Below are 24,797 nucleotides of genomic sequence, written 5' to 3' on the forward strand. Positions count from 1 at the left end.
TATCTTCCTATTCTACGAAAACCCGCAAAAATCCTACTGCGGCAGCAAAGTATTTAGAAACCGCGCCAAATCTTGCGGCGAAGAACAGAAGCGTACATCCATTCTTCCGCTTCGTCCGCTTCGCGCAGCGTATTCCCCAAAGCGTTCATCTTGCTGTCAATCTGATCGAGATAGTGAAACAAGACAGCGGTCGGGGTCTTTCCGGAAACGGCGCTTCCCCAACCGTTCTCCATTTCTCCGTGGTGACTGAGAATACAATGTTTCAAATGAAGAATCTCCGGATCGGTCGTGGAAATGCCCAACTTGCGGCATGCCTCACTGACCATCTCCGTTCCCATGACCAGATGGCCGATCAGTTGCCCCGGTGTTGAATAATCAGGCGCGATCGGATCGGACAATTCGTAAATTTTGCCGATATCGTGCAAAATGCAGGTAGCGAACAGCACATCCCGATCGACCTGGGGGTATAAAGGAAGCAGCCGTTCCGCCAGTCTCAACAAGGAAACCGTATGTTCCAACAGCCCGCCAAAATAGTGGTGATGCATTTTGACACCTGCCGGAAAACTGCGCAATCTCTCCGAAATCTCTTGATCATGGATTAATTCGTCGACCACCGCGCGCAGGGTTGTACTTTTAATCTCGGCTAACCGCGCTTCGACTTCATCCCACAGGCTCTCCAGTGGGAAAGCAGTGGTCGGGACCAATGAATCCATCGCGACTTCATCAGACGAAGAAGCGAGTCGGACCCGTTGCAGTACCAGTTGTTTTTTCCCGCGATAGTTTTGCACATAGGCATCTATCTTGATAATTGCCTTGACCTGGATCAATTCTTTCAATTCGTCGGTTACATCCCACAATTTCGCCTGGATGCTCCCGGACTTGTCCCCCAGCTCAAGATTCATATATTCACTTTGATTCGACGCGACCGCTACCTCTCTGCTCTTCACCAGGCAGAAAGCGATCACTCTCTCTCCCTCTTCATACTCAAGCAAGTACTTCATCTTTGTTTCCTTCTCTCTCCCTTGCAGACGTCCCAATTTATTTTTTTCCGTTGCGGAAGAAAGTCTCTTCCAGCTTCCGGATGATTTTCTTGCCAACCAGTTCATCGGCGGCCTTGATCACTTTGGTAATGACTTCAAGCAAGTCTTCTTGCCCGTTCCAATGTTCTTTGACGATTTGCGGATCGACATCGACAAGAATTTTGCGCAGCGCATACACCGCCAGCACTACATCATCCAGCCAGCCAACGGGACCGGTCAACATCTCCGGAATAAAATCAAACGGGGTAATAAAATAGGCGACCACCGCCCCCGCCAGTGCTTTCGCAGAAAGCGGCACACGTTTGTCCAAAATCAGTCTGGCCAGCACGACAAACAGATCGGGGGCCAGCAGTATGAACTGAGCAACGCGGTCTTGTACACCGCGTTCTTTAATAAACGCTTCAATTTTGGCTCGCAGCTTGTCGTAAAAACGTTGATGCTCCTCTGGCAAAGGGATGGGCACCAGCTCTTTCGGTTGCTGGACGACAGGCAATTTATTGTCCGGCTGTTCCTGATTCATTTTTTTATCCCTCGTTTCGTTTTGGAAGTCGTTGATCTCCATCTCCAATAGGACAATCCCGCAAGCACTATAATGACGAACAAGAAGAAGATCGCCAGATTGCGCGAGACGGCTGCAAAAACAAGTTCCCAGCGTTCTCCCAGCTGCCATCCCAACGTAATAAACAGAATGCTCCAAAACAGTCCGCCGGAGTACGTCAGCCACAAAAAAGTAAAGAGCGGCATTCTGGTCATTCCGGCAAAATAAGCGCTAAATTGGCGGACGCCGGGGATAAAATAGCCAAGCGGCAACGCCCATTTTCCGACTTTGTTGAACCATTCCTCGGTTTTTTTGTATACAGTGTACCCCAATCCCAGCTTTTTCCCGTATTTATCGATAAAGGCATACCCGAAACAACGACCGATGAAATAGGCCGTGGTCATCGCCAGGACGGAGCCCAAAAAACATACCAGATAGGTCGGAAACAACTTCAATTGGCCGGTTGAAACCAGAAATCCCGAAAAGACCAGCAATGTCTCTTCCGGTAACGGCATACCGATAATTCCGAGAAAAAACAGGCCAAACAACGCCATATAACCGTATTCGGCTATGTAGGCCCCAAATGCAACCACCATCTCTTGCAATCAGCTCACCACTCTTCTAACAAATACCGGCTCTTTCATTATGCCAAATAGCAGCAGGAAAGCCAATTTTTCTTCCAGTCACTGGTTATAAAAGTTGCGAAAACAGGAGAAAAAGAGTGAAAATTGATGTAACTGCGTGGAAAATTGCGTTTTGCGTGGCTATATTGCGATTTTTTCGATATAATGAAAACAGTCAATTCATAAAAATGAGGGACAAGCCAACCATGTGGAAAAAAATCTATCGAAAACTAAAATACGAATACTACAAGCTGATTCGGATGAAAGGTGCTCCGTCTTTTGTCGCCCGTGGCTTTTCCGTTGGAATATTCATCGAATTCATCACGTTGCCTACGTTTGGTTTGGCTTTCCTCTTGCTTTATCCCATGAACTTGCTGTTTCGCTCCAGTTTTTCTTCTTCTTTGATCGGTTTTGTCATCGGCAAGCTCGTTCTGCCCGTCTTTATGGTGATTAACTTGAAAGTAGGCGGCACGCTTGTCGGCAAACACATGCAAGACCATCTCGCCCAGGGCGGTCATTCCCCGTTCGGTTGGCTCAGCTGGATGAAACGAAACGGCATTGCTTACTTTACGGGCAGTTTCGTCGTCGGACTGATCGTCTCCATCGCCAGTTATTTTCTGGTCTATTCTGTCCTTCAATGGTATCGTAAAAAACGGTCGCGGCGTTTCCTTAGCCAAAATGACTGAAACCAAAATGACTGACATAAAAAAACGGCTGTCCCCAACAGGAAACAGCCGTTTTTTTGCGGATGAAGTTTACTTTTTATCAAAAGCTCCCTTGGCGCGTAATTGTTCCATAATTTCTCCGACCGTATACTTTTGTGTAAGCAGCAGATCGGTTGTGAAATCTGCATCTTCCCGGCTCAAACCGTTGGCATGCAGACTTTCGCGAATCAGTACATCATTGGGACGGCGAAAGTAGGTTTGCAAAGTGCGAAGCACACGTCCTTCCAATGTTGTCCTCAACATCAATTCGGTCGTAGACATATGTAGCCACCTCTCATCCAAAATCAATCAGTACTCTTTATTATCCTACAATTAATTCGATTAATCAATGCCGGATGACTGTAAATCCAGCAATTTCCATGGTTAAATTTCCGGCATCGCGCGACGTTTATGCTCGGAAATCCGATGCAAATATTCGATTTTCTCCTTGGCTTCGGGGTTGGCTTCTCCTGTGAGCAAGAAACGGTCCAAATCTTCATAGGTGAAGCCCATCTCCTGCTCGTCCGTTTGTCCGGCCCAAAGATCCGCGGACGGAGCTTTGGTCAGGATCGATTCGGGAATCCCTAATTGACGAGCCATAATCCGCACTTCGTGTTTTGTCAGGCTGGCCACCGGGTTAATATCGGCCAAGCCGTCGCCGCCCTTGGTCATATAGCCGACATACACTTCGCTGCGGTTGCATGTGTCGATGACGAGATATCCTTTCTGGTTCGCGATCGCGTACAGAGTAGTCATCCGCAGACGGGCTTTTGTATTCCCTTTCGTCTTGTCGTCCAGTTCCAGCACTTTGGAAATTTCCGCGACCGCAGCATCGTACGCCTTGCTTAAATCGACGGTGACCAGGTTTAAATCGATCGCCTCAGCCAGCTTCCGCGAGTCTTCCGCATGGACAGCTTGCGAGTATGCCGGCATCCACACGCCGATGACACGTTCCTTGCCCAATGCGCGGACGCACAGAGCAGCCGTGACAGCACTGTCGATTCCGCCGGAAATCCCCACGACGGCACCACCAAGTTTTTGCCCATCGACCTGTTCCCGGATAAACGCGACCCGTTTGGCAATATCTTCTTCCAGGCGTTCTTCGTATTGCAGCAGGTATTCCTCAAATTTATCCATTCCCATCCCTCCAAGATCACATGTTCTAAGCTCCTTTTATCCTATCATGCAAGATTTGTTTGTGGCAAACACAGGTAAATTGATCTACACTATAAGAGAGCCAATTTTAAAAGGTAAGGAGAAATTGATGTGATCACCCTCAAAAGTCAACAAGAAATCGAAAAGATGAAAGCAGCCGGGGAGATTCTGGCCGCTTGTCATAAAGAAATTGCCAAACTGATCCGCCCGGGCATCACGACATTGGAGATCGATCAATTCGCCGCCAGCTTTGTTGAAAAACATGGCGCGACGATGGAGCAAAAAGGCTACCAGGGCTATCCTTTTGCTACTTGCGCCTCCGTTAATGATGTCATTTGCCACGGTTTCCCCAATAAACAGCCTTTAAAAGAAGGAGATATCGTGACGATCGATATGGTCGTCAACCTGAATGGCTGGCTTGCCGACTCGGCGTGGTCTTATGCCGTCGGGAATGTTTCCCCGGAAGCCGAACGCCTGCTGAAAGTCACCGAACAATCGCTCTACTTGGGGATTGAACAAGCGGTTGTCGGAAACCGGATCGGCGATATTTCCCACGCGATTCAAGTCTTTGCCGAGCAAAACGGATTTTCCGTTGTCCGCGATTTTACCGGACACGGAATCGGGCAAACGATGCATGAAGAGCCATATGTTCCTCACTATGGTCCAGCCGGAAAAGGACCGCGTCTGAAGGAAGGCATGGTGATTACGATCGAACCGATGTTAAATGTCGGCACATACCACGCCAAAGTGGATGATGATGGTTGGACGGCACGGACACGAGACGGCAAATTGTCCGCCCAATACGAGCATACGATTGCCATTACCAGCGATGGACCGGTCATTTTGACCAAACAGTAAGAAGCGCCGCTTTTCTTGAGGAAGCCGATAAAAAAATGGCGAACTGTTGCACAAGCAGTTCGCCATTTTTTTTAACGGGTTGTTTTGATTGTAAAACGGTCCACCATCTCTTCGATCTCGCGAATATCTTTTTCCAGTTCGCGAATATCCTCTTCAATCAATTGCTTCAAAAGCTGTTTTTCGCGCAGTACCTTGCGTGTTTGTTCCAAGCGTTGGTTGATATCGAAGACACCCAAATACACAAACGTTCCCTCCCTATGTAGCTTCCTTCCAATTTTTACTGTATGCAGGAAATGGCCGTTTGTTGTCTGAATTCCTGTCGGACGTCTGCACTGCCCTGCATGAAGCGCAAGTGATTGGTTTATGCTAAAGCCGAGGTGATCGTATGAGGCGAAAGTGCGGAATGTGTTTGTTCGTCGTTGTTCTGCTCACCGGGTGCCAACCAACGAGCCGACCCGGGACGACATCTTACAGCGACCCTAACTATTATTATCAGCAAAGCGTAGTACGGCCGGACGGTTCTGAACCAAATGTCACGCCATATGGTCCCCCTGTCAACAGCGGCACCTCCACTGACTATGATCGCCCGTTGCGAAGGGATGCGATTTCCGATTACAGCCGCATTTGGCCAACAACCGTTCCGAAACGAACCAAGCCTTAATGCTGCTGTTTGCCGATAACCTGTTTCAGCAACTGTTCCATATCCTCCGGCAATGGTTCGTAAAAGTCCAGCCGCTCTTGGGAGCGCGGGTGCAAAAACGACAGCCGCACGGCGTGCAAAGCTTGCCGGTTGATCAAAGCCAGACTTCCCCCGTACAAATCATCGCCCAGCAACGGATGTCCCATATAGCTGAGGTGGACGCGAATCTGGTGCGTTCGGCCCGTCTCCAGCGAAAGTTCCACCAGAGCCGCTTGCGGTCCTTGCGCCAATACCGTAAAGTGTGTTCGCGCGTACTGTCCGTCTTCCCTGACTTCCCGTTCAATGATGGAGTGGTCAGCGCGGCCGATCGGCGCTTCGATCACCCCTTCCGGTTGTTCCATAACTCCTTCAACAATCGCCTGATAATAACGTTTTAGCGTCCGCTCTTGCTGCATGCGGGAAAACTGTTCATGGGCCCACTGATTTTTCGCCACAATCATTAGCCCGGAAGTATCTTTATCCAAGCGATTGACTGGCCGAAACCGGCGATGCTCTCCTTTTGCCTGCCAATAGGCAATCACTCCGTTGGCCAACGTGCCCTGATGATGATTCCCTGTCGGATGGACCACGATGCCCGCCGGTTTAGCCAAGACGAGCATGTCCTGATCTTCGTAGCGGATCGCCAATGGCATGGGCTCCGCCTGCAGATGCTCCGTCTGTTCTTGTTCGATCATGACTTCCACTTGATCGCCCGGTTTCAGGAGTGCCGAAACAAAGGCAACTTCTCCGTTTACCAAGATTCGTCCCTGATGCTTGGCCCTGGTCAACAGACGTCGCGATACGCCAAATTGCGTCGTCAATACTTCCCGTAAAGTCTTCTCCGCCTCTTGTGCGGTTACTGTAAATTGCAAAACTGTTTCCAACATTGTCTTCTCCTTGCCGGGGTCGCTCCGTATTGTAACGATATAAATAGTTTGGCAAAAAGCCGATAAAAAACACCTCCCCAAGAAAAGGAGGTGCCAAACCGCAAGCTATTTGCTGTCACTCAATCCACAATTGGACTCGCTCTGGTGCTGCCTCCAGACGAGCGTATCCGCCGATCGGGAAGGTGAAAATCGGAGTGGTATGCCCAAAATCTGCATTGGCAATGACCGGAATATGGTTCAATTCCGGTTTGCTGGCAATGATTGTTTGCAACTTTTCCACGGTCATTCCGGAAGCTCGCTGGAACCGTCCGATCACCAGGCCGCGAATTCCGTTGCTGTCAGGCACATGCAGCAATGACTGCAAATCGCGATCAAAAGTCTCCGGCGTCACTTCATGGTCGTCCTCAAGGAACAGGATCGCTCCATCCAGCGACGGCATATAAGGCGTTCCTTGCAGCAAATTGAGCGTGCAGAGGTTTCCGCCGACGATCCGCCCTGCCCCGCTGCCGTATCGAATCGCCTCATAACCGCCGTTTGGGAAAAACCGCCGATTTTGCTGATCGCGGTACCACGAATCGTCACTCCATTCGGACGAAGGGCTTAGTTCAAACGGCAGGCCATCCATCAGGCATTTTTGAAAATGCTCCAATGTATACTCAAATCCGTTCATCATGCCAAAAGACGAAAAATTCGGTCCTGAATAAGTAATCAGTCCGGTCTTGGCATAAATCGCGTTGGCCAAGGCGGTTATATCGGAATATCCGCAAAAAATTTTCGGGTTTTGCTGAATCAGTTTATAGTCAAGCCCTGCGAGCAGCTGATTGGCATTAAAGCCGCCCGTCGCTGCCAGCACGCCCTTTACGTTTGGATCGTGAAAAGCCTCGTGCAGATCGGCCAAGCGGGCCTCCACAGAGGAAGAATCAAATTCATCCCGCTCCTCTGCGCGGCGGCCAAAAGAGACCCGGAATCCCAACATCTCCAGGCGTTTCGCCGCAATTTCTCGCGCATCTTTCTCGATGATTGCCAAGCTTTTGCTCGGTGCAATCACCCGGATTTCGTCTCCATGTTGCAGGCTGGTCGGTTTCATCGCAAACTCTCCCCTTATCTCCCCCCACTCTAACATGGATACGGTTGTCATTCAAGTCAAAAGAAGTCTTATCCGGATTGTTGTTCGCTGCTGCCCGAAAATAAAAAAAGTTGCCGAGTTTTGCACTCGACAACCTGGTTCATGCTTAAAGCGAGAACACTTTTTCGTTAAGCTTATTTTGCCGCTTTCGCTGCTTCGATCGCTGCTTCGTAGTTCGGATGTTGCCCAACAGCCGGCACATATTCCACATAGACGACTTTATCATTGGAATCGACAACAAAAACAGCCCGGCTCAACAAACGAAGTTCTTTCATAACCACACCGTATGCAAGGCCAAAGGAGAGATCCCGATGGTCAGACAAGGTCTGCACTTTGTCAATTCCGGCCGCACCGCACCAACGGGCTTGCGCAAACGGCAAATCGACGGAAATGGTCAAAATGGTCACTCCATCCAATTTGGCAGCTTCTTCGTTAAAGCGGCGAGTTTGCGCATCGCATACACCTGTATCCAAAGATGGAACAACGGAGATGATGCGCACCGTTCCCTTGGAATCATCCAGGGTAACAGGAGTTAAGTTATTTGCAAGGACAGTAAAGTTTGGTGCTTGGTCCCCTACTTTAATTTCAGGACCCACCAAAGTCACAGGAGCGTCTTTAAAAGTAACGACACCATGGCGTTCAACTGTATTGGTCATTAGAGCCACCCTCCAATCAGACTGTTAATATGTATCCTAGAACATCATACCTCATTTTTTTTCTGTTTTCACTATGCAAATTGGGAATGATTACACTTTCTCTGACTATGATTGAAATTGGATCTGCTCGTTAGAACGGCGGTGCGGCTCTATTCGTTTGATCTCTTTCACTTCATGTTCAAACAGCCATTCCGTTTTTTCGTTTAACTCATGGCACCGCAGCAAAGCGTGATAAAGCGCAAATTCAAAACTGACCTTATATAGTTCATAGCTGGACATCATGGTCTGCCCCGCCGAACGGTTGACGATCTTGATTTGGTAGCAGGTGTTGGCCCGCTGCCGCTTGACAGGTGCCAGATACCCCATGCGTTTCAGAATGAAACCATAATCAAATTCGCCGTTGTCGTCAAAGTCATACGTGTCCTCACAAGCGGCCAACCATTCATACAAAGAACCAAGGTCCATCCACTCCAAATGAGCAGGTTTGGCTGCGGAAATCACTGAACCATCTTCGTTCACGAAATACAGCCGATCGCGATAATGAAAAATCAACTCGTCTTCAGGCAACTCAGCGGCATGCAGCCAATGGCAGGAGGGGATTAACAAGCGCCATATGTGACTTGGTAAAGCATCCAACAATTCCACGATGCTTCCTCCTTTTTTGGTCGGCCAAAAATGCCCGACGCTACTTTTTATAACAACGCATTTTCCTTACCATTCTCGGCATAAATCTTTTCCGTTATACGGTTGTGTGTCTTCCAAACATTTTTTTCCAAAAACACAAGGAAAATGCGTGCCACTGCTTACTTCTTTTTGTATATTTAAACTATACAAAGTTTGTTATAAACGACAAATAGGAGGGAAAGAAATGGGCAGTCAAAAAATAAGACGCTTACTCGTGGCCAATCGCGGCGAAATTGCGATTCGGATTTTTCGCGCTGCAACGGAATTGGGCATACGCACGGTTGCCATCTATTCGGAGCAGGACAGCGTGTCCATCCACCGCTTCAAAGCCGATGAATCCTATTTGGTGGGAGCGGGCAAAGGGCCTATCGAGGCTTATTTGGATATCGAAAGCATTATTGAAGTCGCCAAACGCAATGATATCGATGCGATCCACCCCGGCTATGGCTTTTTGGCCGAAAACGCCGAGTTTGCCCGCAGGTGTGAAGAAGCCGGCATCATCTTCATCGGCCCTTCTCCGGAGCTGATTGAACGCTTTGGCGATAAAGTGGAAGCGCGAAATTTGGCGGTTGCAGCCGGCATTCCCGTCATCCCGGGAACGCCTGAGCCGATCGAAAGCTTGCAGGAAGCGATGCTGTTTGCCAAAGAGCATGGCTATCCGATTATTATCAAAGGCGTTGCAGGCGGAGGCGGACGCGGCATGCGAATCGTCCGCAGCCAGGATGAATTGCAGGAAGCGCTCGAGCGCGCCCGCTCTGAAGCACGTTCTTCTTTTGGCAATGCCAAGGTCTATTTGGAACGTTATTTGGAAAAGCCCAAACATATCGAGGTGCAGATCATCGGCGATCAGCACGGCAACATCGTTCATCTGTTTGAGCGCGACTGCTCCGTGCAGCGGCGTCACCAAAAAGTGGTGGAAGTCGCCCCCAGTTTGGCGCTGGATGAAGCCTTACGCGAGCAAATTTGCCAGTCGGCGCTGACCTTGATGAAAAGAGTGGGATACAGCAATGCCGGAACAGTAGAGTTTCTTCTGACTCCCGACCAACGCTTTTATTTCATCGAGGTAAATCCGCGCATTCAGGTGGAACATACAATCACCGAGCTGATCACCGGCATCGATATTGTCCAAGCCCAAATCAAAATTGCGGAAGGTTATGCCTTGAGCGACCCGGAAATCGGCATTCCGCCGCAAGAGCAAATCAAAATGAACGGCTATGCCATCCAGTGCCGGGTGACGACGGAAGATCCGGAAAACGGGTTTGTGCCTGATGCAGGGCGTTTGCTCGCCTGGCGTTCCGGCGGCGGATTTGGCGTTCGGCTTGACGGCGGGAACGGTTATCCCGGAGCAATCATCACGCCTTACTACGACTCCCTGCTTGTCAAAATTTCCACTTATGCCAACACGTTTGAACATGCTGCCCGCAAAATGTTAAGAACTTTGCGCGAATTTCGAATTCGCGGCGTAAAAACCAATTTGCCGTTCCTGGAAAATGTCGTCACACATCCGGATTTCCTTTCCGGCCAATACGATACTTCCTTTATTGATACGAAACCGGAGCTGTTCATCTTTCCTGGCCGGCAAGACCGGGGGACAAAGCTGTTGAACTACATCGGCGATGTGATCGTCAACGGTTATCCCGGCTTGCCCAAATTGGAGAAGAAGCCGCACTTTGATACACCGCGCATCCCGAAAACGCCTTTTTCCCAACCGTATCCGGAGGGAACCAAGCAAATTTTGGACCAAGAAGGCGTTGACGGGCTGGTTCGCTGGATTAAAAACCAGCAACGTGTGCTGATTACCGATACGACATTCCGTGATGCCCACCAGTCGTTGTTTGCTACCCGCGTCCGTTCTTACGATCTGGTCGCCATTGCCGAAGCAACCGGCAAGCTGGGCGCCAACCTGTTTTCGCTGGAAATGTGGGGCGGAGCAACCTTTGACACATCGATGCGCTTTTTGCGTGAATCGCCATGGGAACGATTGCAGCTGCTGCGGGAAAAAATCCCCAACATCCTGTTCCAGATGCTGTTGCGTGGAGCAAATGCGGTCGGATACACCAACTATCCCGACAATGTTATTCAATCCTTTGTGAAAGCTTCTGCAGAAAATGGCATAGATTTGTTCCGCATCTTCGACAGTCTCAACTGGCTGCCTGGCATGCAAACCGCGATTGACGCTGTCCGCAACTCGGGCAAAATCGCCGAAGCGGCGATCTGCTATACCGGAGATATTCTTGACCCCAACAAAACCAAATATGATTTGCGGTATTATGTAGATTTGGCCAAAGAACTGGAGAAAGCCGGAGCGCACATCCTGGCGATCAAGGATATGGCCGGACTTTTGAAGCCATATGCGGCCTACAAGCTGATTACCGCGCTGAAAGAAGAAGTTGGCATCCCCATCCATCTGCATACGCATGACACTTCCGGCAATGGGCTGCCCATGCTGCTGAAGGCGATCGAAGCTGGTGTCGATATCGTTGACGCTTGCGTCAGCTCCTTGTCCGGCCTGACCTCACAGCCAAGCCTGAATGCGCTCGTCGCTGCTCTGCAGCATACCGATCAGGACACCGGACTCGATCTGGAACATTTGCAGAAGCTGTCCGATTACTGGGCTGATGTCAGACCGCTGTACCAAGGGTTTGAAAGCGGCATGAAAACGAGCAATACCGAAGTGTACTTGCATGAGATGCCCGGCGGCCAATATTCCAATCTGGAGCAACAGGCCAAAGCTGTCGGACTGGAAGGACGGTGGGATGAAGTAAAACAAATGTACGCTACCGTCAACAGGATGTTCGGCGATATCGTCAAGGTGACGCCCTCCTCCAAAGTCGTCGGAGATATGGCCCTGTTTATGGTGCAAAACAACTTGACGGAAGAAAATATTTACGAAAAAGGAGATCGACTCGACTTCCCTGAATCGGTCATCCAGTTTTTCCAGGGATACCTGGGGCAACCGCCCGGGGGATTCCCCAAACGGTTGCAGCAACTGGTGCTGAAAGGTCGTGAAAGCTTCACGGCCAGACCGGGAGAACTGCTGCCGCCTGTTGATTTTGATACCGTTAAGCAAGAGCTTGCCGAGCAAATTGGCCGCGAACCGTCTGAGCTCGACGTCCTGTCATACATTATGTATCCCCAAGTGTTCCTTCAATATGACCAGAGCCTGAAGGAGTACGGCGACTTGTCCTATTTGAATACGGCAACGTTCTTCTACGGACTGCGTCCCGGCGAAGAGACATCAGTCAGCATCGAACGCGGCAAGACGCTGATTATCAAGCTCGTCGAAGTGGGCGATCTGCATCCGGACGGTCGACGAATCATTTACTTTGAACTCAATGGACAGCCGCGGGAAATTACGATCCGCGATCGCGCAGCCAAGGTAGTGACGCAAGGACGGGCCAAAGCAGAACCGAAAAACCCTAATCATCTCGGAGCTTCCATGCCTGGCAAGGTTTTGAAAGTGCTGGTGGCAGCAGGCGACAAGGTGCACAAGGGGGAACATCTTCTGGTCAGCGAAGCCATGAAGATGGAAACGACTTTGCAAGCCCCCGGCGATGCGAAGATTAAGGCCGTCCATGTAAAAGCGGGCGACGCGATCGAAGCGGGCGACCTGTTGATTGAATTGGAGTAGTTGGCCAAGGCATGTTCCTTTTGGAAAGAGAGGTGTGATCAACTGATAACCGCCATAACGAACATCCCGAGGTCATACCCGATCCAACGCTATCGTATGCAAATGCTGCACGCATCCCTTTCCGGACCCGTTTTTCCCGTTTCGAATTATCTGGTCCAACCGTTACTAAACAAACAGCAGGGCTGGAAAGAGAGCATGACCCAGTCTCTTGCCGAGTTGCAGCAGTCGGCAGACGAACTGTTAAAATCAACCGAACCGTTTGCGGAAACTTCGACATCGGCCCTGCTGTTTAACCTGGGCAACAGCGGAAGCGACATTCCGCTGTTGTCGAAGCAAACCAGCCGGCTGGTGGACCTTTATAATCAGCTGGTCAACAAGATGAGCAAGCTGCCCGCGGCGGAGCCGTTTTCCACAAGGATGAAAACAAGTTTGCAGCAATGCCGCGCCCAATTGGAACAATTGGGAATCCACGCCGACGAACAAGGGTTGCTTGCACTGAATCAGCAGCAATTGAACGAAAGCGCAACCGCTGATTTTTCCGCTGTGCTGAAGGCGCTGGCCGGCCCGACCGGATGGGCTGGCCAACTTCGGCAACAAGCGCTGAGCTGGAAACAAACTCCCCTGACAAACTGGCTGTCTGACGGAACGATTGAACATCCATACAAAAAAGCCCGGCTCTCCTCCTTTTTTTTGACGGAATCTCTATACTCTGGATTGTTTTTTAATCAGCTGTTCTAAATACGAATCCCCATCCTTGCTTGGATGGGGATTCTGCCTAATTTTGAAGGATGCCGAAATGATCTTCGCTGTTGCTGCTGTTATTGTTGTCGCTATTATTGTTGCCCGACTGTTGGCCCTTGTTGCCGATCATGCTGCCAATCTTGTCAACAAACTGAGGAATCGATTCGAGAATACGGTCATACAAATGGGTGGTATTTTCCAGCGGAATCGAGCGAATTCCCTGTTTGCCCACGACCAGAAAAGCTACGGGTGTAATGGATACCCCGCCGCCGCTGCCGCCGCCGAACGGGTGATTGATAGCGGAAGGTTCTGTCGTGTCAAATTCGCTGCCCCCTGCGGCAAATCCAAATCCTACCTTGGAAATCGGCAAAATAACACTGCCGTCCGGGGTTTCTACCGGCTCGCCAATAATGGTATTCACATCAACCATCTGTTTTAAATTTTCCATGGTTGTCTTCATCAAACCCTGGATGGGGTGGTCTGCCATTGTTGCTCACGCCCTTTCCTTAGCCAGTATAGGATTCTTACCCCTGCTATCATAGCGTGTCCCAGCTGAAACGTAAGTATGCAGTGAAAGCGCGTGCGGAGATAGTTGCTATTCCACACAGGCTGCACATCAAACCGGGGAATGCCGATCAGCCGCAGATAGTGAGCCAAAACAGAAACGATCAAGCTTTTGCTTCCCCAAATCATGCCGATGAGAGTCCCTGTTCCTGCCGCATCACCGACTCCAATCTTGGTTTGCCATTGCAGATCGCGGCAGCGAATATGGCGCATGAACTGTTGAATCACCCGTTTGATTTCGGGCAGCCCTTCCAACAACAGCGGGACATATTTCATTAGCATGCCTGTTTTTGCCCCGCTTTGTTGTTTTTCCTGCTTCTCATTGTGCCTGTTGTGCTTGGAGGAGCGGTTGCTGAATGAAAACTTGAACCGCAATGTGATGAAGAACCAAATGCTGATGACCACTAACAATTGATCCTCCAGATTCGTACGCTCATAGGTGATGTTGATTCCGATCGGGGTTAGAAACAGCAGCACCAAGATTACGAGAATAACCACGAAAATAAATGCCAACATCCAGCCAAACAAAAGATCCCCGCCTTTCCCCCAATAGTATGGGTAAAAATGGCGGGGAATATGTTCCAAACGCTTTAATCAAGCAGATAAACTTTGGTGTCCTTTTGTCTTCCATAAGCGAGCGCCGCTTCAAGAGAAGGCAAAAATACATCAACATGCATCTCTTTGACACCGCTGCCAATATCAGCCGCCACCGCATAACCGTAGCCCTCGATATATAAATGGGTGCCGAGCGGGATCACTTCAGGATCTACCGCAACGATTCCCTCTCGCACCGGCCACTCCAGATAGGTCGGGTTTTGTTCGATAAAAGCGGTGCTTTCGACAGTCAGCATGTGTTCATACGGAATTTCCATACCGGCTACCGTCAAACGCGGTTCCGTATCGGAAGGCAGGAGCTGCGTTGCAGCCAGAAATGCCGCTTCCGCCCGCGTCGCCAGTTGTGCCGGGCGAAGCGTTCCGTCCTGATAGGGATGGACGATCTGGTGCATCAACGCATAGGCAAAAGGGCGTTTAAACAGCGGCAACAAGTCCGCTTGATCAGGATACGCTTCCAAAAGTTTTCCGGCTTCTGAGCCGAGCAATTGGTTGACTTCCCCGCTAACTCCTTTCGCCCGCAATAAAGCAGATACCAGTTCCTGTTTTTGTACGGGCTCATCCGGGTGCAAATAGAGCAGTCCATTTTCGCTGACACCGTCCAATATGCCCAAGCGATAGGCGGTTTCAGCATAAGGAACAAGCCAGCTGTCGGCAGAAAGGTCAGCAAAGTGAGACTCGCCCTCCGCCACGGGCTTGATCATTTTTGCCGCCACGATCATCTTGAACATCTCTGCTCTCGTGATCGGATCATCCGGTCGAAACAACCCTGCCGCATCCGGGTGAACCACACCCCGTTGCGCCAGTTTCGCTATCTCTTCATGCGCCCAGTGGCCATTAATGTCAGTCATGCCGGCTGCAGTCGTTGTTTCGGCTCCAACGACCGGTGCATACGCCAACAAGCAAATTGCCATCAAGCCGATTATCAGCCATTTCCTCGTAATGGTCATCACTCTCCCGCTGTTTTTTCTGCTGGAAAACTATAACTTTAATTGTAGCGGACAAGCCGGGAAAAACAAACCCTTTTATTCCGCTATGCTTGCTGAAAACGCGAGAGAAGCGGTTTCCCGGCATTCATTCTCTGACTTTTCGCCAATAAAAATAAATGACAATTGCCAATAAAACCAATAAGCCCAACAATGCACTGATGAATAAGGCCATTTGTTTGCCAACTCCTTATGAATGCGAAAATTTGCCGACGAGCCAAAAATATTGTTCGATCGCGCCGACAATTGCTTGACAGATTTCCTCTTGCCGCTCGGAATTGGTCAGCCAATACCGATCTTGCGCATTGCTGATGAATCCCGTCTCAATAATCACCGCCGGAAAGGGCGAGTGGTTGAGAACATAGTAAGTACTGCCTTTGACCGGCTTTTCCTTCTGCCTGTAAAGATCGTTCAGCGAATTTTGCAGCAGCTCAGCCAAAAAATAACTCTGGTTAGTTTTCTGATACAGTACAACAGCTCCTCGCTGGTTGCTGTCTGTTGACCAGTTGACGTGCAAACTGATTAAAATTTGCGGATTCAATTCCAGTGCCAGATGCTTTCGCTGGGCCAAATCGCGAAGATGGCGGGAAGGATTTTTCAACCAGCTGTTTTCTTCACTGAGCGCATAATCGCCTGTCCGATTGAGCACTACATGGTAGCCTTTGGCGGATAACTGTTTGTATAACCGTTTTCCCAGTTGCAGATTGAGATTCTTTTCCAGTAACTGCTGGTGGGATGTTCCCCCATCCACTCCCCCATGTCCGGCATCGATCAACACATCTATGCCGGGGATGGTTTCCATCGCCGAGGCGACTGGAGCGGCCAGCAGACAAGCCAGGAAAACAAGCACTCCCGTAAGCTTCATGATGATTCTCCCTTTCTCCTCATGCTCTTTTTATTGTTTGCCTTCCGGTGCTGTCCATTCATCTTCTTTCAGCATCTAGCAGCCTGCCGTATAAAGCAAAAAAGACAAAAGGAACGAGTCCTTCTGCCTTTTATCCCGAAACTCATTACTTACGAACGACCAGCCAATTGCTGTTCAGCGAAAGAAACCAGACGTTTGGTGATTTCTCCTCCAACGCTACCGTTTTGGCGACTAGTGGTGTCTGCTCCCAATTGAACACCAAACTCTTGTGCAATTTCATATTTCAATTGGTCGAGAGCCTGGTTAGCTTGAGGAACCAACAGGTTGTTACGAGAACCTCCGTTATTTGCCATCTCTTTTCACCTCCTAAGCCGTTTGTAACTTTAATATGTGTGAACAACAGATGGTTCATTCATGCTTCGCAATGCCAGTTTCTAGTCGCTAACTGCCCAATCATTTCCGCCGTTCGATAGGCAGCATCGGGCCGGGCGGCAAGTCTCATTTGTTCGCTGAGATTTAACCTGAGCGAAGGTTCTGCCTGCCATCTGCGGATGATTTGCAAAATGTGCTGTTCGGATGCGGCGTGTACGGCCCACCTCTGTTCAAGAAAGAACTGACAATTTTTTTGTTCCTGTCCGGGCAAAGGCTGATAGAAAATCAGCGGGGTTCCCAGCGCCAACGCTTCCGCACAGGTGATTCCGCCCGGTTTGCTGATATAGACGTCTGCAGCCCCGATCCACTGCCACATCTTCTCGACGTAGCCGAGCAGCAATAACGGCAGATTGTCCAGTTTGCTTTCCTGTTGCAGTTCACGATACAGCTGCTTGTTCTTTCCTGTAATCACCACCAGCTGCAGGGAGCGATCATGTGCTGCCAGGCAGCGGACAATCTTGCGGATCGCTCCATATCCTCCTTCTCCGCCGCTAATCAAGACTGTAAATCGGTCAGGGTCAAGTCCAACTCGCTGTTTCCATTCTCTTTTGCTCACCTGTGCTTCGTGGGCGAATGCCGGACGCAGTGGAATCCCATAAGTATGAATATGATGCTTGCTGATACCATGTCGGATGCTCAGCTCTTCCCCGATGGACTCATGCGGGACGACATAACGATCCACTTGTTCATGAATCCAAAACGGGTTGACATGAAAGTCGGTGACGACAACGACCAGTTGAAACGGTTGAGCCAGTTGCCTTTTTGTTTCGGCCAGCGCTGCCAAACAATAAGCGTGGGTAAGGACGACCACATCCGGCCGTTCCAATCGGATCACTCGGTCATGCATCCGCTTGCCAAGATATTTTCCTAACGGTTTTTTTAATAACGAATGCCAAAGTTGCCCTCGTTGGTACAAAAACTCCCATCCGCGAGGAAAATGCTGTATTGTCTGCAAATAAGAAATGCGGGATAACTCCCGCAACAGTGGGTTTACGTTCATTAAACCCTCCAATAATACAACTTCGGTCTCCGCCTGTTCCTGCAACACTTGCTGCAGGGCAACCGCCGCCATACGATGCCCGCTGCCGGCCCACCCTTCGGTTATGATCAATACTTTCTTGTTCATGACGGCTCCTTTTCTGCTTCTCTTGGTGAAAGGTAAAGGCGAAACAACTCTTCTTTGGAAATATAGACCCGTTTTAAAGGCATACAATCGTCCCAGCGTTTGATGCGTTCCTTGCCATTCGGATGAATGATGCGCATCATAATCCGCAGATACCAGCGTTTATAGCGGAAAAACCAATTCATCGGCACATCCGACACCGAAAAACCCAGATGGGATACCCCTTTATGCAGCATCGTTGTACCGACTACCCCTTTGATTTCTCCCACTCTCGGCAAGGAGGCGAGATAGCTGGCCAGAGACGGCAATGAGGAAACAATCTGTTTCCGCAACAGTAAAGCTGTTCTGGTTTCATTCTTTACTCCTTTGCAGAGGGTGGCGAACTTGTAATTATGAATATGTAACTTGAGAATAAGGTCACCGGAACAAATTTGTCGGTTGTCGGAGGTCAACAATGTTTCTCCGCGATAACGCAGCAGGACCACGCGAAAAATATTGCTTTGTTTATTTACGTATCTGAGCCTTGTACAGCGTTGGTAAATATGATCCCATACGCCCCAAAGCAACAAGATTCCCGTATTCATCCCCACTCTGATCCTTTCCCTTTGTTCTTTCTCTTAGTATTTCCAAAAGAAAAAAAAACAACAGAGCTCTCCGGTGATTTCCCCGTCAGGATGAACGTTTCATTTTGCCTAAAGCCATCACGAGGATTGCTGCTACCATCGGCAGCCATTCTTGCTGAAAGATCAGCGGATTGATCATTTTCCACACATAAGGGTCTTCCAAACACATTTCCGTTGCTGTATATGCCAAAATAGCTGACCCCAGATAAATCAGCATAGAAAACCGATCCATCAAGCGAGCGATCCATGTGCTGCCCCACATCAGCAAAGGAATGCTGAAGCCTAATCCAAACAACACCAGCAGCAAGTTTCCGTGAGCGGCGCCGCCAACCGCCAACACATTGTCCAGACTCATAATAAAGTCGGCAAGAATAATCGTTTTGACAGCCTGAACAAGCGATTTGCTGTACACGACATCGCTTTGTTCCTTGTCTTCTTCCGTCAACAATTGATATGAAATCCACAGCAGCAAACAACCGCCAATCGCTTTTAACAAAGGAATATCCAACATCCATGTGGTCATTCCTGTCAAACTGATGCGCAGCAGAATTGCGCCAAACGTTCCATAGATAATGGCTTTTTGTTGTTCTTCTTTTGGCAATCCCCGACATGCCAAACCGATAACAACCGCATTGTCACTGCTTAACACGAGGTCGATCAACATGATTTGCAGAAAATTAAGCATGAATTGCCCGTCCATCTTGTCCTCCCGCAGCCTACTTTGTCCCTTTTACTCTATGCGGCTGCCGCTCTGGACATGAAGTCTTTTCGTGTCATTTTGACCCGCATTTTCTGCAACGCTTTGTCGCAAACTTTCATTGTTTCTTTTTCAGATTATTCGCTATAATGGGTTTATTGACAAAACGATGGGTAAATTTACATAATTATACATTGATGGCGAACGTTCACACTTTACCGATCCATTATTAGACATATTCTCCTACCTTTCTGCCAAAAATAGGAGATTTCTACCTTGTATTTGTGGACAACCTTTCTTACGATGATTAAGGGGTGAATACGATGGTCGAAACAATGTCTCTGAATCTTCATTGTTTTAAAGATAAAATACTGGAGTTGGCACCGCTAATCACCAAAACTTGGCTGTCTGAAATTGAGCGCAGCACCTCGACACCCTTATCGCTCCCCTTTGATTATGCGGAAAAACGAACCGTTCTGATCGCCCTTTACCTGGTAGAAGATGTTCAGGAAATCATGAAATCCTGGTCTTATGAAATGAGCGAGTGGCTGATGGCCCAGGAATTTCCATTTTCCTCCATCCTGCGTGCTTATCAATTGCACCGCAATGTTTTTTGGAGTTTGTTCCGTCCCGCTGTTCAAAATTCCTCGTTAAAACAGGAGGAAGTGCTCTTTCTGGAGCAAAAAATCGGAAAAGCGATGGACGAAAGCATGTATTGGGCAGTTTTCCATTTTGAACAATTGGTTACAAAAGAACTGGTACGAAAGGAAGAGAAAATTTCCTATTTGCATAATGATAAGTTGACGATGCTGGGGAAAATCGCAGCGAACATGGCGCATGAACTGCGCAATCCGTTATGCGCGATCGAAGGTTTTCTGAAATTAATCTCGGAATCAACCGAAGAACACAAGACCGTTCAATCCTATATTAGTGTTGTTATGCACGAATTTGAAAACTTGCACCGGCAAATCACCGGCTTCTTAAGTTTCTCCAAAAAACCGATTTTGGACGAAATCTATAAAAAGGTTGAAATCAAGCAGCTGCTGAATGAGGTTGAATTGCTGATCACACCGCGCTTGGTGGGGGAAAATATCCTTTTTTCCAAAAATGTTTGCAGCTGCTATCTCGATTGCTATGAGGAGGGGCTCAAGCAAGTCCTGGTCAATCTGATCAGCAATGCGATCGATGCTGTGCAAAATTGCGCGGAGAAACGCATTTCCATCACCGCCTCGTGCGAACATGACCAACTGTTGTTAAACGTTGAAAATAACGGGGAGATGATTCCAGCGGAAGTGTTGGACAACCTTTTCCAGCCTTTTTTTACAACCAAGCAAAATGGAACCGGAATCGGCTTATCGATTTGCAAAAATATTATCGAAAAACATCATGGCACGATCCATTGCGAGTCGAACCACGAAGCTACCCGGTTTATTATCACTTTGCCGCTTCATAGTCAGGTCAATCAAATTTCTGATGTATCCTAGATTCTTTGCCTTTCGTATCGGTTGGCAACGGACAACAGCTAACAACGCGCAGCGCAAAAAAGCCTCCTGTTCCGTACAGGAGGCAAGCCAAGAGATCTGTTACCCGTTGGTAAGCGATCTTACTCATACTCTACATGAAAACATATGTTTCTACCACAGTATTTTACTTGCATTCTTCGACATATTCTGCAGTTGATGTCACCGCAGACACGTTTTCCGCTCATATCCATATCTTATTTTTCTTGGGTGAGCAGATTGGCGATTTGATGCTCCACTTTGCCAAATCCATTTGAAATTTCTACGATCTCTTCTTGTTGTTGGGAAACGAGTCCTAACACTTCTTGTAAACTGTTCTTATTCCGATTCGTAATGTCTGCGTTCAGATCGACTGTCGCACTAACTTCTTGCATCATTCCTCTGACATTTCCGATGAACCCCTGCAGATACCTCGTCTTCTCTGAGAAGTTTTTCATGTAAGAACCCACGTTCGTAAAAATTTCCCTTATCTCCGTCATGCCTTGTGCGTTTTTTTCAACAGATTCTTGAGATTGAGAGATCGTGTCCGAAGCAAGGCGCATTTTTTCTCGAATGGTCAAGAGCAGCTGTGCGATCGACTGAGAAGAAGCCTTGGAAGATTCCGCAAGTTTTCTCACTTCCTCGGCAACCACAGCAAATCCACGCCCATGTTCCCCTGCTCTGGATGCTTCAATCGTCGCATTCAATGCCAGAAGATTCGTTTGTGCGGAAATGTCGGAGATTGTTTGAATGATCTTTTCAATCGACTCTGTTTCCTTGTAAAGTTCCTGGATTAAACGATTGGTACACTCAATGCTTTGATTGAAACTTTCCAAATCATTTCCAAGGCTCTCGATTCGTCTTCCGCTTTCAAATGTTGCTTCTTGGGTAGATACAACATAGTCGTGCATTTCATTAATGGAGCGAGTCATATCATCGACTTGATCATTGGTCGACCCGATCTCCATACGCAGTTGATTCGAGTGTTGCGTTTGTTCATCAAAGGAACGTATCATTTCATCTAATGAAGAAACGATTTCAAAAGCACGATTGTTCGCACCATCGGTGGCTTTGTTTAATTCATCCTGGTACGCTTTAATTGAGTTGAGTGAAGCATTAATGCCATTCAGCATTTTTTGCAGTGATTTACTGGATTCAACAGCTTCCATCCTTTGCCTTTCATTTTCAGCTTGCAGCTTGTTATTAAACAATGATTGCAATAAATTCGCACACGATACAAAGCAAAAGGTCAGAAGGAAATAAATAAGATCAACTGCATTGCTGGAATGAAAAATAAGTTCTCCTTGCGTAAAAAAGTAGTATGAAACAATTCCCATCGATACAATGATCGTCAAGAAGTTCATCATCTTGTCTTGATAAATCCCCATGACCGCAACGTAGAACATCATTGACATAATGTTGATAATATGGGGGTCCAATGACAACACGATGAAATAGAACGCCCCAATTACCAGGAAAATAAAATACTTCATTACGGGAGCCATTTTTTCTTGCAAGTTCGGACGATTGGAGATATAGACAAAAGGAGCTAACACTCCATATAAAATCCCAAGAATGGTTAAAACAAAGGTTAATGGGATTCCTAATATCAAATTCAACAGCTGAACGACTGTAATGATGCTGGCAAATACAAACACGACCCAATTGTTTCTTCTTCTCAATAGATCCATATTAACCAATTAATGTCCCTTCTTTCTGCTCAACTTGTGGTATGTACCAGGAAAACCTTGGATGATGCTTGTTTTCAAAAACTTCTTTTATATCAATGACAACGGGGATCACATCAGCCCCTTTGTAGAAAAATGCTTCCTTTACTTGTTTCACATGCAACTTATACTTATTGATTAATTGCTGATAAAAGGCTGGATCAGCAATCCCTATCATATGCGTAAATCCATGCTTTTCGGCATAATCAACCATCAGACAAACTGCCATGCGTCCAAGTTTCCCGCGATACTTTGGCAGGACGGCAAGACTGTCACCTTCGAAATAATGCAGGCCTTCTTCCAGAACATCCAAAAATACGTTTTTTATAAAATCGGTAGACTGCGAAATCGGTGTAAACTCGATCGTTCCTCCAGGTTGTCCATCCTCTCCAAGCAGCAAAAAAAGGTCAGACCCTTTTTTGGCATATTCCATTTCAAACCCCATTTCATTCCATACCTCTTCTTTGATGCGATGGAATGTATCAAGTAATTCTTTGGAATCTACACGTTTATACATAGGCTTCTCCTCTTTGCTATCATTACCGTTTGTATTTCCAAAATCAGCTTACTCTTTATCGATAAGTCAGTTGCTTCATCCGTCTCTCCTCCTGCTATTTTTCTACTGTTATGGGTAGTTTTTGATGATTTAAAAACACCCATTTTATGCAATATCATACAAAATAATAGATTTGCAATACCTTACCATTACGTTTTCAACTTTAAAAAGATATCCAATATTTCGAACCTTATTCCTCTGTCGATCGTCGTTTAATCAATGAACTGCGAGCAACACGTTTCTTTCTCACCTAACGGGGAGAATCGTTCGAAAAGTTTTATGAAACTGCCCACCAAACATCCCTGACTCTTGAAAGTACGCAAACCTTAGTCAAGCGTGCAAAACCAATCATTACGGGAATGGAGAGAATCAGTACATTAAAACCGAGGGGGAAAAGGGCGTTTCATCCAATTCCTGTTAAGCTAACGGGAGCATTAGTCGAACGTCAAAAGATGATAACTCTGCATTAAAATTATAGAGCCTTAACAAAAAACTCTTTTAAGCTGAAAGAGTTTTTTTGTCTCTTCTTTTCACCTATCAATTTTTAACGACAACGGCAACAAACGGTTTTGTTTGAAGTGTTGGACTACGGTGCTTCCCTGAGCAAAGTATTTTTGACCAAAAAAAAAGACAGAGCGAAGTTAAGTTCACTCTATCTTTCCTCACATGTATGGAGCGGGTGATGGGAATCGAACCCACGCGACCAGCTTGGAAGGCTGGGGTTCTACCATTGAACTACACCCGCATGGTGCCGAGGACCGGACTTGAACCGGTACGGGAGAAACTCCCGACAGATTTTAAGTCTGTTGCGTCTGCCTATTCCGCCACCCCGGCATGATGTATGCAAACTGGTCGGGAAGACAGGATTCGAACCTGCGACCCCTTGGTCCCAAGCCAAGTACTCTACCAAGCTGAGCTACTTCCCGAGAAAAATAAATGGCGTGCCCTGAGAGATTCGAACTCCCGACCTTTTGATTCGTAGTCAAACGCTCTATCCAGCTGAGCTAAGGGCACAAATGGAGCGGACGACGGGTCTCGAACCCGCGACCTTCGCCTTGGCAAGGCGACGCTCTACCAATTGAGCTACGTCCGCATGGTGCGGTCAAGAGGACTTGAACCTCCACGGTGTTGCCACCACTAGAACCTGAATCTAGCGCGTCTGCCAATTCCGCCATGACCGCATGAATATTTTGTTTAAAATGGTGAGCCATGAAGGACTCGAACCTTCGACCCTCTGATTAAAAGTCAGATGCTCTACCAACTGAGCTAATGGCTCCCACAAGTAAAAAACATGGTGGGGAGAGACGGATTCGAACCGCCGAACCCATAGGGAGCAGATTTACAGTCTGCCGCGTTTAGCCTCTTCGCTATCTCCCCAGTTTACAGTGGTGCCGGCGATAGGACTTGAACCCACAACCCCCTGATTACAAGTCAGGTGCTCTACCAATTGAGCTACACCGGCAACATATAAATATTATACCACACTAAACTTAAAAACAAAATAATCAATTTACCTAAACCGCCAAGCAATTTTTTCAAATTGATGGCGGAGCTGACGGGACTCGAACCCGCGACCTCCGGTGTGACAGACAGGCGTGAACTCCAGCTTCACCACAGCTCCATGACTAAAATATTTGGTTGCGGGAGCAGGATTTGAACCTGCGACCTTCGGGTTATGAGCCCGACGAGCTACCGAGCTGCTCCATCCCGCGATGATATGGTGGAGGCTGACGGGATCGAACCGCCGACCCTCTGCTTGTAAGGCAGATGCTCTCCCAGCTGAGCTAAGCC

General features: G+C 48.1%; 26 protein-coding genes and 11 tRNA genes. 6 read left to right on the plus strand and 31 right to left on the minus strand.

Annotated features, from left to right (window positions below; genetic code table 11):
- Positions 1 to 53: 53 nt before the first annotated feature.
- From JOD01_RS12790 to JOD01_RS12800, 3 genes are read right to left on the minus strand one after another with little or no spacing between them, the layout of a single operon-like run.
- The gene (locus tag JOD01_RS12790; protein ID WP_204518722.1) at positions 54 to 1,001 is read right to left on the minus strand and encodes a 3'-5' exoribonuclease YhaM family protein; all 948 of its coding nucleotides are present in this window, start codon (positions 999 to 1,001) and stop codon (positions 54 to 56) included.
- 37 nt (positions 1,002 to 1,038) lie between these two features.
- Positions 1,039 to 1,560, minus strand: a complete 522-nt coding sequence (locus JOD01_RS12795) for a YkvA family protein (protein WP_204518723.1) — start codon at positions 1,558 to 1,560, stop codon at positions 1,039 to 1,041.
- The gene (locus tag JOD01_RS12800) at positions 1,557 to 2,174 is read right to left on the minus strand and encodes a DedA family protein (RefSeq protein WP_239565440.1); all 618 of its coding nucleotides are present in this window, start codon (positions 2,172 to 2,174) and stop codon (positions 1,557 to 1,559) included. Before JOD01_RS12800 ends, JOD01_RS12795 begins: the two co-directional genes overlap by 4 nt.
- A 233-nt stretch (positions 2,175 to 2,407) precedes the next feature.
- Here JOD01_RS12800 and JOD01_RS12805 point away from each other — a divergent pair, with 233 nt between their 5' ends.
- Positions 2,408 to 2,887: a DUF2062 domain-containing protein gene (locus tag JOD01_RS12805; protein ID WP_204518725.1), complete on the plus strand. Its 480-nt coding sequence runs from the start codon at positions 2,408 to 2,410 to the stop codon at positions 2,885 to 2,887.
- 69 nt (positions 2,888 to 2,956) lie between these two features.
- On the opposite strand, the gene JOD01_RS12810 is transcribed toward JOD01_RS12805, so the two are convergent.
- Positions 2,957 to 3,187, minus strand: coding sequence for a hypothetical protein (locus JOD01_RS12810; protein WP_204518726.1), 231 nt, complete (start codon positions 3,185 to 3,187; stop codon positions 2,957 to 2,959).
- 102 nt (positions 3,188 to 3,289) lie between these two features.
- The gene (gene nadE, locus JOD01_RS12815) at positions 3,290 to 4,042 is read right to left on the minus strand and encodes an NAD(+) synthase (protein ID WP_204518727.1); all 753 of its coding nucleotides are present in this window, start codon (positions 4,040 to 4,042) and stop codon (positions 3,290 to 3,292) included.
- A gap of 129 nt (positions 4,043 to 4,171) precedes the next feature.
- Here nadE and map point away from each other — a divergent pair, with 129 nt between their 5' ends.
- A complete protein-coding gene (gene map / locus JOD01_RS12820; protein ID WP_204518728.1) occupies positions 4,172 to 4,918 on the plus strand; it encodes a type I methionyl aminopeptidase in 747 nt (248 codons plus the stop codon).
- Between the two features lie 71 nt (positions 4,919 to 4,989).
- On the opposite strand, the gene JOD01_RS12825 is transcribed toward map, so the two are convergent.
- Positions 4,990 to 5,160, minus strand: coding sequence for a hypothetical protein (locus JOD01_RS12825; protein WP_204518729.1), 171 nt, complete (start codon positions 5,158 to 5,160; stop codon positions 4,990 to 4,992).
- Between the two features lie 143 nt (positions 5,161 to 5,303).
- Here JOD01_RS12825 and JOD01_RS12830 point away from each other — a divergent pair, with 143 nt between their 5' ends.
- Positions 5,304 to 5,579, plus strand: coding sequence for a hypothetical protein (locus JOD01_RS12830; protein ID WP_204518730.1), 276 nt, complete (start codon positions 5,304 to 5,306; stop codon positions 5,577 to 5,579).
- On the opposite strand, the gene JOD01_RS12835 is transcribed toward JOD01_RS12830, so the two are convergent.
- The 4 genes from JOD01_RS12835 to JOD01_RS12850 form a co-directional block, all read right to left on the minus strand.
- Positions 5,576 to 6,484 (minus strand): RluA family pseudouridine synthase, encoded by a 909-nt coding sequence (locus tag JOD01_RS12835; protein WP_204518731.1) that lies wholly within the window; start codon positions 6,482 to 6,484, stop codon positions 5,576 to 5,578. The genes JOD01_RS12830 and JOD01_RS12835 overlap by 4 nt on opposite strands.
- Positions 6,485 to 6,599: 115 nt before the next feature.
- Positions 6,600 to 7,571 (minus strand): S66 family peptidase, encoded by a 972-nt coding sequence (locus JOD01_RS12840; RefSeq protein WP_204518732.1) that lies wholly within the window; start codon positions 7,569 to 7,571, stop codon positions 6,600 to 6,602.
- A gap of 173 nt (positions 7,572 to 7,744) precedes the next feature.
- The gene (gene tpx / locus JOD01_RS12845; RefSeq protein WP_204518733.1) at positions 7,745 to 8,266 is read right to left on the minus strand and encodes a thiol peroxidase; all 522 of its coding nucleotides are present in this window, start codon (positions 8,264 to 8,266) and stop codon (positions 7,745 to 7,747) included.
- A 105-nt stretch (positions 8,267 to 8,371) separates the two neighbouring features.
- The gene (locus tag JOD01_RS12850) at positions 8,372 to 8,911 is read right to left on the minus strand and encodes a hypothetical protein (RefSeq protein ID WP_204518734.1); all 540 of its coding nucleotides are present in this window, start codon (positions 8,909 to 8,911) and stop codon (positions 8,372 to 8,374) included.
- 223 nt (positions 8,912 to 9,134) lie between these two features.
- Here JOD01_RS12850 and pyc point away from each other — a divergent pair, with 223 nt between their 5' ends.
- A complete protein-coding gene (gene pyc / locus JOD01_RS12855; RefSeq protein WP_204518735.1) occupies positions 9,135 to 12,581 on the plus strand; it encodes a pyruvate carboxylase in 3,447 nt (1,148 codons plus the stop codon).
- A 195-nt stretch (positions 12,582 to 12,776) separates the two neighbouring features.
- On the plus strand, positions 12,777 to 13,319 hold the full coding sequence (locus JOD01_RS12860; RefSeq protein WP_204518736.1) for a hypothetical protein: 543 nt from the start codon (positions 12,777 to 12,779) through the stop codon (positions 13,317 to 13,319).
- Positions 13,320 to 13,356: 37 nt separating this feature from the next.
- On the opposite strand, the gene ytfJ is transcribed toward JOD01_RS12860, so the two are convergent.
- The 8 genes from ytfJ to JOD01_RS12900 all read right to left on the minus strand — a co-directional run bounded on the left by ytfJ (position 13,357) and on the right by JOD01_RS12900 (position 19,227).
- Positions 13,357 to 13,809, minus strand: a complete 453-nt coding sequence (gene ytfJ / locus JOD01_RS12865; RefSeq protein ID WP_204518737.1) for a GerW family sporulation protein — start codon at positions 13,807 to 13,809, stop codon at positions 13,357 to 13,359.
- Positions 13,782 to 14,414: a DUF2953 domain-containing protein gene (locus tag JOD01_RS12870; RefSeq protein ID WP_204518738.1), complete on the minus strand. Its 633-nt coding sequence runs from the start codon at positions 14,412 to 14,414 to the stop codon at positions 13,782 to 13,784. The genes ytfJ and JOD01_RS12870 overlap by 28 nt, the downstream gene beginning before the upstream one ends.
- 62 nt (positions 14,415 to 14,476) lie before the next feature.
- Entirely contained in the window at positions 14,477 to 15,448 is a 972-nt protein-coding gene (locus JOD01_RS12875) for an S-layer homology domain-containing protein (protein WP_204518739.1), read from the minus strand.
- A 226-nt stretch (positions 15,449 to 15,674) separates the two neighbouring features.
- Positions 15,675 to 16,349: an N-acetylmuramoyl-L-alanine amidase family protein gene (locus JOD01_RS12880; RefSeq protein WP_204518740.1), complete on the minus strand. Its 675-nt coding sequence runs from the start codon at positions 16,347 to 16,349 to the stop codon at positions 15,675 to 15,677.
- A 149-nt stretch (positions 16,350 to 16,498) separates the two neighbouring features.
- On the minus strand, positions 16,499 to 16,702 hold the full coding sequence (locus JOD01_RS12885) for an alpha/beta-type small acid-soluble spore protein (RefSeq protein WP_204518741.1): 204 nt from the start codon (positions 16,700 to 16,702) through the stop codon (positions 16,499 to 16,501).
- A gap of 59 nt (positions 16,703 to 16,761) precedes the next feature.
- Positions 16,762 to 17,907 carry an MGDG synthase family glycosyltransferase gene (locus tag JOD01_RS12890; protein WP_204518742.1) on the minus strand — a complete coding sequence of 382 codons (1,146 nt, stop codon included), beginning with the start codon at positions 17,905 to 17,907 and terminating at the stop codon, positions 16,762 to 16,764.
- Complete coding sequence (locus tag JOD01_RS12895; RefSeq protein WP_204518743.1) at positions 17,904 to 18,488, minus strand: YkoP family protein; 585 nt, start codon at positions 18,486 to 18,488, stop codon at positions 17,904 to 17,906. The genes JOD01_RS12890 and JOD01_RS12895 overlap by 4 nt, the downstream gene beginning before the upstream one ends.
- An 85-nt stretch (positions 18,489 to 18,573) precedes the next feature.
- Positions 18,574 to 19,227, minus strand: coding sequence for a TerC family protein (locus JOD01_RS12900; RefSeq protein ID WP_204518744.1), 654 nt, complete (start codon positions 19,225 to 19,227; stop codon positions 18,574 to 18,576).
- A gap of 320 nt (positions 19,228 to 19,547) precedes the next feature.
- Here JOD01_RS12900 and JOD01_RS12905 point away from each other — a divergent pair, with 320 nt between their 5' ends.
- Positions 19,548 to 20,708: a sensor histidine kinase gene (locus tag JOD01_RS12905; protein ID WP_204518745.1), complete on the plus strand. Its 1,161-nt coding sequence runs from the start codon at positions 19,548 to 19,550 to the stop codon at positions 20,706 to 20,708.
- 233 nt (positions 20,709 to 20,941) lie between these two features.
- On the opposite strand, the gene JOD01_RS12910 is transcribed toward JOD01_RS12905, so the two are convergent.
- The 13 genes from JOD01_RS12910 to JOD01_RS12970 form a co-directional block, all read right to left on the minus strand.
- Positions 20,942 to 22,414, minus strand: a complete 1,473-nt coding sequence (locus JOD01_RS12910) for a methyl-accepting chemotaxis protein (RefSeq protein ID WP_204518755.1) — start codon at positions 22,412 to 22,414, stop codon at positions 20,942 to 20,944.
- Between the two features lies 1 nt (position 22,415).
- A complete protein-coding gene (locus JOD01_RS12915) occupies positions 22,416 to 22,967 on the minus strand; it encodes a GNAT family N-acetyltransferase (RefSeq protein WP_204518746.1) in 552 nt (183 codons plus the stop codon).
- 710 nt (positions 22,968 to 23,677) lie between these two features.
- A tRNA-Gly gene (locus JOD01_RS12920) sits at positions 23,678 to 23,751 on the minus strand.
- A gap of 1 nt (position 23,752) precedes the next feature.
- A tRNA-Leu gene (locus tag JOD01_RS12925) sits at positions 23,753 to 23,840 on the minus strand.
- A 15-nt stretch (positions 23,841 to 23,855) separates the two neighbouring features.
- A tRNA-Pro gene (locus JOD01_RS12930) sits at positions 23,856 to 23,932 on the minus strand.
- 11 nt (positions 23,933 to 23,943) lie between these two features.
- Positions 23,944 to 24,020 (minus strand) — tRNA-Arg (locus tag JOD01_RS12935).
- Between the two features lie 3 nt (positions 24,021 to 24,023).
- Positions 24,024 to 24,099, minus strand: a tRNA-Gly gene (locus tag JOD01_RS12940).
- A gap of 1 nt (position 24,100) precedes the next feature.
- Positions 24,101 to 24,187 (minus strand) — tRNA-Leu (locus JOD01_RS12945).
- Positions 24,188 to 24,206: 19 nt separating this feature from the next.
- Positions 24,207 to 24,282: transfer RNA gene (locus JOD01_RS12950), tRNA-Lys, on the minus strand.
- Between the two features lie 16 nt (positions 24,283 to 24,298).
- Positions 24,299 to 24,383: transfer RNA gene (locus JOD01_RS12955), tRNA-Tyr, on the minus strand.
- Positions 24,384 to 24,392: 9 nt separating this feature from the next.
- Positions 24,393 to 24,468 (minus strand) — tRNA-Thr (locus tag JOD01_RS12960).
- 82 nt (positions 24,469 to 24,550) lie between these two features.
- Positions 24,551 to 24,627, minus strand: a tRNA-Asp gene (locus JOD01_RS12965).
- Positions 24,628 to 24,641: 14 nt separating this feature from the next.
- Positions 24,642 to 24,718: transfer RNA gene (locus JOD01_RS12970), tRNA-Met, on the minus strand.
- Positions 24,719 to 24,797 lie beyond the last annotated feature (79 nt).

The organism is Brevibacillus fulvus (assembly GCF_016908525.1).
In the GTDB taxonomy this organism is placed as follows: domain Bacteria; phylum Bacillota; class Bacilli; order Brevibacillales; family Brevibacillaceae; genus Brevibacillus_G; species Brevibacillus_G fulvus.

Coding starts and splice junctions, on each gene's coding strand:
- JOD01_RS12790 (WP_204518722.1), bottom strand. CDS start 1,001: ATGAAGTACTTGCTTGAGTATGAAGAGGGAGAGAGAGTGATCGCTTTC.
- JOD01_RS12795 (WP_204518723.1), bottom strand. CDS start 1,560: ATGAATCAGGAACAGCCGGACAATAAATTGCCTGTCGTCCAGCAACCG.
- JOD01_RS12800 (WP_239565440.1), bottom strand. CDS start 2,174: ATGGTGGTTGCATTTGGGGCCTACATAGCCGAATACGGTTATATGGCG.
- JOD01_RS12805 (WP_204518725.1), top strand. CDS start 2,408: ATGTGGAAAAAAATCTATCGAAAACTAAAATACGAATACTACAAGCTG.
- JOD01_RS12810 (WP_204518726.1), bottom strand. CDS start 3,187: ATGTCTACGACCGAATTGATGTTGAGGACAACATTGGAAGGACGTGTG.
- nadE (WP_204518727.1), bottom strand. CDS start 4,042: ATGGATAAATTTGAGGAATACCTGCTGCAATACGAAGAACGCCTGGAA.
- JOD01_RS12830 (WP_204518730.1), top strand. CDS start 5,304: ATGAGGCGAAAGTGCGGAATGTGTTTGTTCGTCGTTGTTCTGCTCACC.
- JOD01_RS12835 (WP_204518731.1), bottom strand. CDS start 6,484: ATGTTGGAAACAGTTTTGCAATTTACAGTAACCGCACAAGAGGCGGAG.
- JOD01_RS12840 (WP_204518732.1), bottom strand. CDS start 7,571: ATGAAACCGACCAGCCTGCAACATGGAGACGAAATCCGGGTGATTGCA.
- tpx (WP_204518733.1), bottom strand. CDS start 8,266: ATGACCAATACAGTTGAACGCCATGGTGTCGTTACTTTTAAAGACGCT.
- pyc (WP_204518735.1), top strand. CDS start 9,135: ATGGGCAGTCAAAAAATAAGACGCTTACTCGTGGCCAATCGCGGCGAA.
- JOD01_RS12860 (WP_204518736.1), top strand. CDS start 12,777: ATGACCCAGTCTCTTGCCGAGTTGCAGCAGTCGGCAGACGAACTGTTA.
- ytfJ (WP_204518737.1), bottom strand. CDS start 13,809: ATGGCAGACCACCCCATCCAGGGTTTGATGAAGACAACCATGGAAAAT.
- JOD01_RS12875 (WP_204518739.1), bottom strand. CDS start 15,448: ATGACCATTACGAGGAAATGGCTGATAATCGGCTTGATGGCAATTTGC.
- JOD01_RS12880 (WP_204518740.1), bottom strand. CDS start 16,349: ATGAAGCTTACGGGAGTGCTTGTTTTCCTGGCTTGTCTGCTGGCCGCT.
- JOD01_RS12885 (WP_204518741.1), bottom strand. CDS start 16,702: ATGGCAAATAACGGAGGTTCTCGTAACAACCTGTTGGTTCCTCAAGCT.
- JOD01_RS12890 (WP_204518742.1), bottom strand. CDS start 17,907: ATGAACAAGAAAGTATTGATCATAACCGAAGGGTGGGCCGGCAGCGGG.
- JOD01_RS12895 (WP_204518743.1), bottom strand. CDS start 18,488: ATGAATACGGGAATCTTGTTGCTTTGGGGCGTATGGGATCATATTTAC.
- JOD01_RS12900 (WP_204518744.1), bottom strand. CDS start 19,227: ATGGACGGGCAATTCATGCTTAATTTTCTGCAAATCATGTTGATCGAC.
- JOD01_RS12905 (WP_204518745.1), top strand. CDS start 19,548: ATGGTCGAAACAATGTCTCTGAATCTTCATTGTTTTAAAGATAAAATA.
- JOD01_RS12910 (WP_204518755.1), bottom strand. CDS start 22,414: ATGGATCTATTGAGAAGAAGAAACAATTGGGTCGTGTTTGTATTTGCC.
- JOD01_RS12915 (WP_204518746.1), bottom strand. CDS start 22,967: ATGTATAAACGTGTAGATTCCAAAGAATTACTTGATACATTCCATCGC.